Source organism: Microcystis sp. BLCC-F209 (assembly GCF_041928595.1).
Lineage (GTDB): Bacteria > Cyanobacteriota > Cyanobacteriia > Cyanobacteriales > Microcystaceae > Microcystis.
In genome coordinates, this window is sequence record NZ_JBHFLL010000323.1 from 1 (window position 1) to 8,009 (window position 8,009).

General features: G+C 43.3%; 10 protein-coding genes. 1 reads left to right on the forward strand and 9 read right to left on the reverse strand.

What is annotated here, in order from left to right; translation table 11 throughout:
• Nucleotides 1-170 precede the first annotated feature (170 nt).
• Nucleotides 171-1,067 (forward strand): 50S ribosomal protein L11 methyltransferase, encoded by an 897-nt coding sequence (gene prmA / locus ACE1AQ_RS21620; RefSeq protein ID WP_110545355.1) that lies wholly within the window; start codon nucleotides 171-173, stop codon nucleotides 1,065-1,067.
• 235 nt (nucleotides 1,068-1,302) lie between these two features.
• Here prmA and ACE1AQ_RS21625 read toward each other — a convergent pair whose 3' ends face one another.
• The 9 genes from ACE1AQ_RS21625 to ACE1AQ_RS21665 all read right to left on the reverse strand — a co-directional run bounded on the left by ACE1AQ_RS21625 (nucleotide 1,303) and on the right by ACE1AQ_RS21665 (nucleotide 7,594).
• Entirely contained in the window at nucleotides 1,303-2,112 is an 810-nt protein-coding gene (locus tag ACE1AQ_RS21625; protein WP_008202609.1) for a DNA adenine methylase, read from the reverse strand.
• Between the two features lie 115 nt (nucleotides 2,113-2,227).
• On the reverse strand, nucleotides 2,228-2,584 hold the full coding sequence (locus ACE1AQ_RS21630; protein ID WP_002760242.1) for a type II toxin-antitoxin system PemK/MazF family toxin: 357 nt from the start codon (nucleotides 2,582-2,584) through the stop codon (nucleotides 2,228-2,230).
• Nucleotides 2,581-2,829 carry a hypothetical protein gene (locus tag ACE1AQ_RS21635; RefSeq protein WP_008202603.1) on the reverse strand — a complete coding sequence of 83 codons (249 nt, stop codon included), beginning with the start codon at nucleotides 2,827-2,829 and terminating at the stop codon, nucleotides 2,581-2,583. Before ACE1AQ_RS21635 ends, ACE1AQ_RS21630 begins: the two co-directional genes overlap by 4 nt.
• 172 nt (nucleotides 2,830-3,001) lie before the next feature.
• Complete coding sequence (locus ACE1AQ_RS21640; protein WP_002787242.1) at nucleotides 3,002-3,151, reverse strand: hypothetical protein; 150 nt, start codon at nucleotides 3,149-3,151, stop codon at nucleotides 3,002-3,004.
• A 52-nt stretch (nucleotides 3,152-3,203) separates the two neighbouring features.
• On the reverse strand, nucleotides 3,204-3,779 hold the full coding sequence (locus ACE1AQ_RS21645; protein WP_008202596.1) for a Uma2 family endonuclease: 576 nt from the start codon (nucleotides 3,777-3,779) through the stop codon (nucleotides 3,204-3,206).
• Between the two features lie 213 nt (nucleotides 3,780-3,992).
• Nucleotides 3,993-4,589 (reverse strand): GUN4 domain-containing protein, encoded by a 597-nt coding sequence (locus tag ACE1AQ_RS21650; RefSeq protein WP_002746508.1) that lies wholly within the window; start codon nucleotides 4,587-4,589, stop codon nucleotides 3,993-3,995.
• 77 nt (nucleotides 4,590-4,666) lie between these two features.
• On the reverse strand, nucleotides 4,667-4,912 hold the full coding sequence (locus ACE1AQ_RS21655; protein WP_008202593.1) for a hypothetical protein: 246 nt from the start codon (nucleotides 4,910-4,912) through the stop codon (nucleotides 4,667-4,669).
• A 115-nt stretch (nucleotides 4,913-5,027) separates the two neighbouring features.
• The gene (locus ACE1AQ_RS21660; RefSeq protein ID WP_110545348.1) at nucleotides 5,028-6,959 is read right to left on the reverse strand and encodes a transglycosylase domain-containing protein; all 1,932 of its coding nucleotides are present in this window, start codon (nucleotides 6,957-6,959) and stop codon (nucleotides 5,028-5,030) included.
• Nucleotides 6,960-7,108: 149 nt separating this feature from the next.
• The gene (locus tag ACE1AQ_RS21665) at nucleotides 7,109-7,594 is read right to left on the reverse strand and encodes a pentapeptide repeat-containing protein (protein ID WP_106908738.1); all 486 of its coding nucleotides are present in this window, start codon (nucleotides 7,592-7,594) and stop codon (nucleotides 7,109-7,111) included.
• Between the last annotated feature and the right edge of the window lie 415 nt (nucleotides 7,595-8,009).

Below are 8,009 nucleotides of genomic sequence, written 5' to 3' on the forward strand. Positions count from 1 at the left end.
ATCTGATAACTGATAACTGATAACAAGGGCCGAATCTCAGACCTAATTGGTTAAGCTAAAAGCTTTGATGTGCTTAGTTTCTAACCTTCTTTTTAGGTAGGAGAATTGTCAGATTCTGTCTTTTGCCTCTTGCCTGTTGCCTCTTGCCTTCAGAAGCTGATAACTGATATATGTCTAATAGTTGGTGGGAAATTACGGTTTTGTGCGAACCTAGTCTCGAAGAAACGGTTTTCTGGAGACTGGAAGATTTTGGCTGTTCGGGAACGGCCACCGCTAAAAAACAATCCTCTTTAGAGGTTAAAGCCTATATACCGGAAATTAAAGCGCAATTGCCCGATTTAGAGGCACTAAGCCTCTGGTTAAAGCAAGATGCTTTGATTTTAGGTTTTTCTGAACCTGTCAGCTATTGGCAGTTAATGGACGAGGAAGACTGGGCCAGCAGTTGGAAACAACATTGGCAGATCAGCGAGATCGGCGATCGCTTTTTGATCTGTCCTGCTTGGTTAAATCCCCCGGAAAATAACCAGAGATTGGTGATTAAAATTGACCCCGGCTCCGCTTTCGGCACGGGAACGCATCCCACCACCCAATTATGTCTAGAATCCCTAGAAATGCGTTTAAGTAGCCATCCAGAGAATAAAATTATCGCCGATATCGGTTGTGGTTCCGGCATACTGGCGATCGGGGCGATTTTATTAGGGGCCAAAAAAGTTTATGCTGTGGATACAGATCCGCTGGCGGTGAGTGCGACGTATAGTAATCGCCATCTCAACGGGATTAACCCCGAAAATTTAGCTGTTAATCAGGGTAGTGTCGAGGAGTTATTAGAATTAATTCCCGATGGTGTCGATGGCATCGTTTGTAATATTTTAGCCGAGACAATTATCGCTTTAATGCCGGAAATCACCCGTCTGGCAAAACCCACCACTTGGGGAATTTTAAGCGGCATTCTTGTCACCCAAGCACAGGCAGTTACAGATATTTTAGAACCCCAAGGCTGGACAGTAGCTGCCCTGTGGAAACGTCAAGAATGGTGTTGTCTGCAAATTCGTCGCACTGTGGATTAGTAGGTTCTTCGTTACTTGGTATGGTTTGATAGGGGGGCATAAATCGACTAAATCCTTTAAATCCTTATCTGGCAAGAGATTTAATCCATTAGTTCGCTCTAGATCAAAAATAATGACAAAAATCGCCAAATGCCTTTCTATACAAGGGTTCCATCCCCTATAACTCCCGTCTATTGCATAACACAAACCGAAGAGCCAAATTAGCTTACTGCTACTCAGTGCCTTCGGCATCCCACTAATAATTTTTGATCATTAATTCTCTACCAGATGCCGCCGCTCCTTGTTTATAATTATTCATGCCATACTGAAGATTCCACTCGATAATATGGGCAAAATCAAAGAGTTTTCTTATCTCTGGACAATCATCGTAGGTAATTAACCATTTAGCCTGACATTGACGCATATTATCGGCAAAACGTTGATGATCGAAGCTAGTATGTAAATTACCTCTTACACCGTACAAACGAGATTTTGTGGCACTATAGTAGGGGGGATCGAGAAAGATAAAAACTTCTTTTCCCTCAGCAAATAATAATTCTTCGTAGTCTTGGTTAGTAATTTTTACCGATGCTAATAAGGGCGCAATTTGAGTTAATCTGGCAATTGATGAATCAGTAAATCTACTGGTAAAAGCTGCTTGAGAATACCCCCCCGAATCCACTGTTCCCGAAAAAGTAATCCGATTTAAGATAAAAAAACGCACCGCTTTTTCAAAATCGGTTAACTTTAAATCTTCCCTTGTCAAATCTTGAAATAATTCTCGTCCGCTATCATATTTCTGTTTAATTTCTGTTATTTTTGCTACCAATAACTCAATATTTTCTTGAGCGCATTGCCAGAAACAATATAAATCATAATTTAAGTCATTAATCCAATAGGTTTTTATTTGCTGTCCAAAGAGTTGCTTAACAGCAAAAAACACAGAACCACCACCAAAAAAAGGTTCTCGATATTCCCTAATATTGACAGGAATTTGCGGCAGAATTTGCTTAATTGCCCGGGATTTCCCCCCCGGATAACGCAAGGGACTTTTAATTTTTGACATTTTATCCTAAATCCGTTTATTAAAGACTGATTATCTATTCCCCCTTTCGCCTCTTGCATGAGTGCCTGTCCTGATATGTAGCCTATACCCATAAGAATTCCGTTTAATTCCACATTTAGGACTCGTATCCTAAGGTTAGCAAAACCACTTCTTCCAATTGGGCAATTATTTCGGGACTCAGTTGTCCCAGTGTGCGGATCAAACGAGTTTTATCCAGCACTCTCATCTGAAAACATAGGGCAACAGAATCTTGGCCGAGTCCACCATTACCCTGTTCTATCAGTAAGCATATAGGCAAAGCAGCGCGACGTTGGTTGGTGGTGAGCGGAATAGCAATGATCGTAGTTGAGAACTGGGAAACAAGGTCATTCTGGAAAATGATGACGGGACGAATGCCCGCTTGTTCAGAACCTTGAGTTGGATTGAGGTCGGCTAACCAGACTTCACCCCGTTTCAGAGGATTAGTCATCATTGGTCTTCTTGATGGAGTATTACTGCATAGTCATTCATACCTTCTTCAGCAAAGGCGCGATCTTGATCAGCAAACTCTGCAAACAGATCGGCCAGTTGCATTGGATCGAGAACAGCCTGATGACGCTGACTGCGAAACTTTAAGAAGGCAATAAAATCAGCCACTTGCTGAAGCTGATTATCAGTCAGTCGATCCAAGTCTTGCTTAAGAGCTTCAGCACTTACTGGCATAGGAAGAAAAAACATTCCGACTTCCCCATTATAAGAGATCCTGGCCAACAGCCGTCTTCAACAAAACCCCATGAGTCCCTGAGCGCGTAGGGGGGTAAGGAGGACGTTCAGACGTTCGGATCTTATCAATTACTACTGTCTGATTCACCCGCGCTGCTAGGCCCATTACCACCTGAAGTCGCCACTATTATTGAAGTTGCAATGATACTAATTGTCTGCCACTCGCTGCTTGTCTTTTCTGCCAATCAGCAAATAGGGCCTTGAAATCATAATTAAAAGATTTGGCTTGTTCTTCTCGTATTCTGTGTAATTCTTCAAGAATTTCATCTTCCCACATAAATTTACTCTCCCATCAATTCATATTAGTCCTCGTACTTCTCCCCAGACTTCTACTTACTTTGTCTAGCTTGACTAACTTTTAGCCAGGCAAAGATTTGTTGTGGAGTCAGTGTCAACTGAACCCCTGCAATTACCTTAAGTTGGTCATCCCCTCTGCAAACTTCCGGCTCTTGTTGGGGAGTAAACATTAAAACAGAATAATCATCTGGATCAAGCATCCATCCTAATTTACTGCCATGTTTTAAACAATGTAGAATGTTGTCAATTACACGGTTTACCTGTTGATCCAGTGAAAGAATTTCGATAGTCCAATCAGGTGCTTCCCTAAAGTCGTCCTCTGGTTCACCTGCTTGATTGAGGTTAATTCGATTCCATGCAATTACTGCCACATCAGGAACGATCGAACGCTCGCCGAAGGTACATCGCAACTCAGGTAAGGCTGTATAATCAGCAGTATGGCTGTCAACCGCAGCTAAAAGACGTTTTTGCAGGATAGAGTGTCGAGTCTTAGGCATGGGTTTCTGAATTGCGACTCCATGCAAGTATTCCCATGCTGGAGAATCCTCCAAATATGGCAATTTGAGGAAATCTTCAAGGGTGAGACTCTCAGTCAAGGAAGTCGTCATCGGTTCAAGCAAAGGTTTTTTTTGTGACTTTATTATAAATGAACTTTATCTGGGTTTCTTACCCACGATTCAGGTATATTTGATGAGAATTTGCCCTCTCAATCAAATCGGTCGATTTCTTAACTATTCTAACTGACCGGTATCACTGGAAATACCCACGGGGATCACAAAATTGGCCAATTGTCAATAGCTTTTCAGATGCTCTCACCTTGGTTATGGCGCTTCCCACTCTTTCTTTTCTAGACACTCTGCAATTCGATATGTGTTTGCAATTCCTCCTATTTTTCCATGAGATCCTAATATTGGTAAATGGCCATATGGAGCATTCAGAGAAAAGTTAGGATCTTTTCCTTTTTTCCATCCCACTGCACTGCGAAACCTATGGTAAGCCTCTGAATTCTCATCAGTTAAATAGGGTTCACCGCCTTCACTTTTCCATATTTTTTGCTGAGTATCAAAGCCAAATCTGCCTTGACTTGCTTTTGACCACAAATCTTCAATAATCAACAAATCTTTGCAAGGAAATTCTTTCATAGTTTTTGTATCTATAAATCCTTCTCCTTCTCTATTGACCGTTTGCAACATTAGTCTTAGAGTCTCTCTATTAGCGTCCTCCCACCTATTTTCTTTAAGCAGTTTACGAAGACATGAATAATAAGCATCTCTGTTTGACGAAAATCCCTCCATAGGTTTACAAGTTACAAAGTGGCGATCATAGAAAAAATAGACAAAACCCATAATTGTAGCCAAAGCTGATAGAAAAGCTACAATTTCGATAGTAGTATGAATACCTAACTTTTTCCCAGACATACAGTCTCTCAGCTAGTCAAACGGTTGAACTCACCCGCCTTGTCAAAGTCTAGCACAAAGTCTGGTGCAGTGATATGTCAGACAGTCGGCAGCCGGTCATAGGCTTCTGGCTCAATATCGGGAACTTTTGTTAAGATTGCCTCATACTTTTCTCGACTTCCCTTTTTGGACTTTTCTATTAGGTAATTTTCTGTCATCAACGCTGAAAGTTTCTCAGCGATCGCAGTAGAGATAAATTGATCGATCGAAATTCCATCACGAGCCGCTAGATCATCTAAACTTTTCTGTAATGAGTCGGGAATTTGAACTTGGATGGTACTCATGGTAACTTACCTATTAATCGTAGGAAACCTGAAGGCTCAAAGCGTAGGTTTCATTTTTAACATAGCCACCTTTACTCGATCGATAAATTACGATCAAACCAATTAGATTAACCATCTACTTAACTGTTGGTTTGCGGAATTTGGAAGGAGAAGGAAAATATTCTACCCGTTCATTTTTAAGAGCTTGTGCCATGAAATCGCGCCAAATGGGAGCGGCAAAACCGCCACCGGTGATACCTTTACCTAAAGTGCGGTTTTGGTCATCTCCAATCCACACTGCGGTGGCTAATTGGGGAACATAACCAACAAACCAGACATTTTTCTCGTTATCGGTAGTACCAGTTTTTCCCGCTGCCGGACGACCGATTTGGGCCGAAGTGGCTGTTCCCCCTTGAATAACTCCCTGTAAGACAGAGTTAAGGGAAGCGGTAGCCCAGGGGTCTAAAACTAGCTTCGGTTTGGGTGTATTATCGAGCATGACGTTACCGCGACTATCAGTAACACGCATGATAAAGGTAGGCTCGGAATGCCAGCCATTACTGGCAAAAGTAGCGTAAGCTCCCGCCATTTCCAGAGGAGTCACATCCACGGACCCCAAAGGTAAAGAGGTGACGGCAATTAAAGGACTCTCGAAACCCAGCAGACGACAGACTTCAATGACTTTATTGATCCCGACGCGACGACCGAGAACAACCGCGGGAATATTTAGAGACTGCATCAGAGCGCTACGCAGGGAAACTGGACCAGAAAAGCCGCCACCGTAGTTTTTTGGGCTATAGAAGCCGCCGGCCTCGCGAAAACGAATGGGAGCATCATTAACCACCGTTTCGGGGGTAAAACGACCACTAGCGAAGGCAGTATAATAGACAAAAGGTTTAAAAGCTGACCCCGGTTGACGACGGGATTGGATGGCCCGGTTTAACTGACTTTTATTGTAATCAACACCACCGACGAGCGCCTTGACGAAATGGGTGCGGGGATCCACTGCGACTAGAGCAATTTGTAGGTCTTTGGTGCGAATACCGCGACCACGCAAGCTATTATAGGCCTTTTGAATGGTGGACTCGGCCATGTTTTGAAAGTCGAGATCGATCGTGGTTTGAATCCGCATTCCCCCTTTAGTTAGGGTTTCCTTGCCAAATTTTTGCCGCAATTCTGCCACCACTGCATCGGTAACGTAGGGTAATTTACTTTCTTGCCAAGCGGTGGGTTTACCCAGTTTCAGCGGTTCCTTTAAAGCGGCCTCTTCCTGTGCGGGGGTAATCCAACCCAAGGTACGCATCCGACTGAGAACCAGTGCCTGTCTTTCCTTGGCGGTTTGATAATTATTAAAAGGACTATAAACTTCTGGCGCTTGGATTAATCCAGCCATCATCGCCGATTCTGCTAAATTTAACTCGGAGGCGGGTTTATTAAAATAACTTTTAGCAGCGGTTTGCACTCCGTAATTATTATGACCCCAATAGATATTATTGAGGTACATTTCCAGAATGTCATTTTTGCTAAAAACCTGTTCCACTCGTACTGCCAGGACTGCCTCGGCTAATTTACGGCTAACGGTGCGCTGATGGGAAAGAAAGATATTTTTGACTAACTGCATGGTGATGGTAGATGCACCTTCCACCACACCGCCACTTTTCCAGTTAGCCACTACTGCCCGGCCGATACTATTAGGATTAATACCACGATGGTGATAAAAATGGCTATCTTCGATCGCCATCACTGCGCGTTTCAGATTGGGAGAAATTTGATCGAGTTCCACCACTTCCCGATTCGCTTCTCCGTGTAAGCTGGTCAGGAGTCTGCCTTTAACATCGTAGATATAACTGGTTTCTGTGGGAACGTAACCGCGTAAAATCCTCACATCCGGTAGATTGCGGTAACTAATCGCTAATCCTACCACAGCCCCCGTCACCACGGCCGTGGATACCATCAACAGGCCGAGAACAGTTCCCCCTGCGACTCTGGAGACTCCTTGTAAAAAGCTATCCGAGTCACTACTAGGTTTCTGCTCTTTGTCTTGATTGCCGAGGGTACTGGTGGACACGATGGTTACAATTTCCTTTTTCCAAGAGGGGACTGATCGATCGAACTGGCTTGAAAGTCTATTCTAAAGGTTTTGTTAAAAAATCGAATACTAGCTTACAGCAATTATGGCCGATCTGGCTCTAGATTCGATCGGTCATGACAGCAGGATTAGGGACAAAATAGGGTATCGCGGGTATTTCTGCCAGTTACTGGGTTAGTTCCCGTGGCTCTCTCACAAAGATATTTTTCCACATCGGAGCGAATAATTGCATCGGTAAAATCGGCCCCGTCGATGATTGCACCTTTGATCAAAATGTTAGTGGCGAAAGCTCCTTCGAGAACGGCATTGGTAAAGTTGGCTCTGGTTAAACGGGCCGATTCTAAATCCACATTTCTCATATTGGCATCGCTAAAGTCGGCCCCCTCCAAGTTGGCCGAAAAAAAGCGCACTCCTTCTAGATTGGCATGACTGAAGTTACTACCGCGCAGATTAGAGTGATCGAAGGTGGAATCGCGCAAATCCTGCCCCGCAAAGTCATTATCGGTCAAATTACGGTTATTATAACTTAGCGCCTGGGCCGGAGCCAAGTAGAATAATAATACTAATATACTAGCAAACAAGGTTAGTAGAGTTCTGCGAGAAAATTGCGCCATATTGCCACCTGATCAATCAACCTTTTCTATAATAAGCTGTACTGGATTTAAACCGCATATCGGGAATTTTAGTACAAATGCTCGAACTAGCCGCCCCCCTATAGTTTCTAAACAGGATTTATACCAAATCCGTTTTTAATAGTGTGATTAACTCCCAAGTTATGAATTGTTTCTCCCCGCTCCGCTCTCCCCACCTCCCCCCGCAACCCGCACGAAGTGGTCTTCCCTCTACCTAATTCATAATTCATAATTCATAATTCCCACTCCCCTATAGCGGGAGCATCTCACTTACGCGATAAGTAATTATACTTAGCCTAAAAGCCACTCTTAATCGTGTCTTGGAACGAAATAGAGGCTTTTAAAGACTGCGTACATGGAGAATTAAAACAAGAATTACCCTCGAAAAGCCTATTTT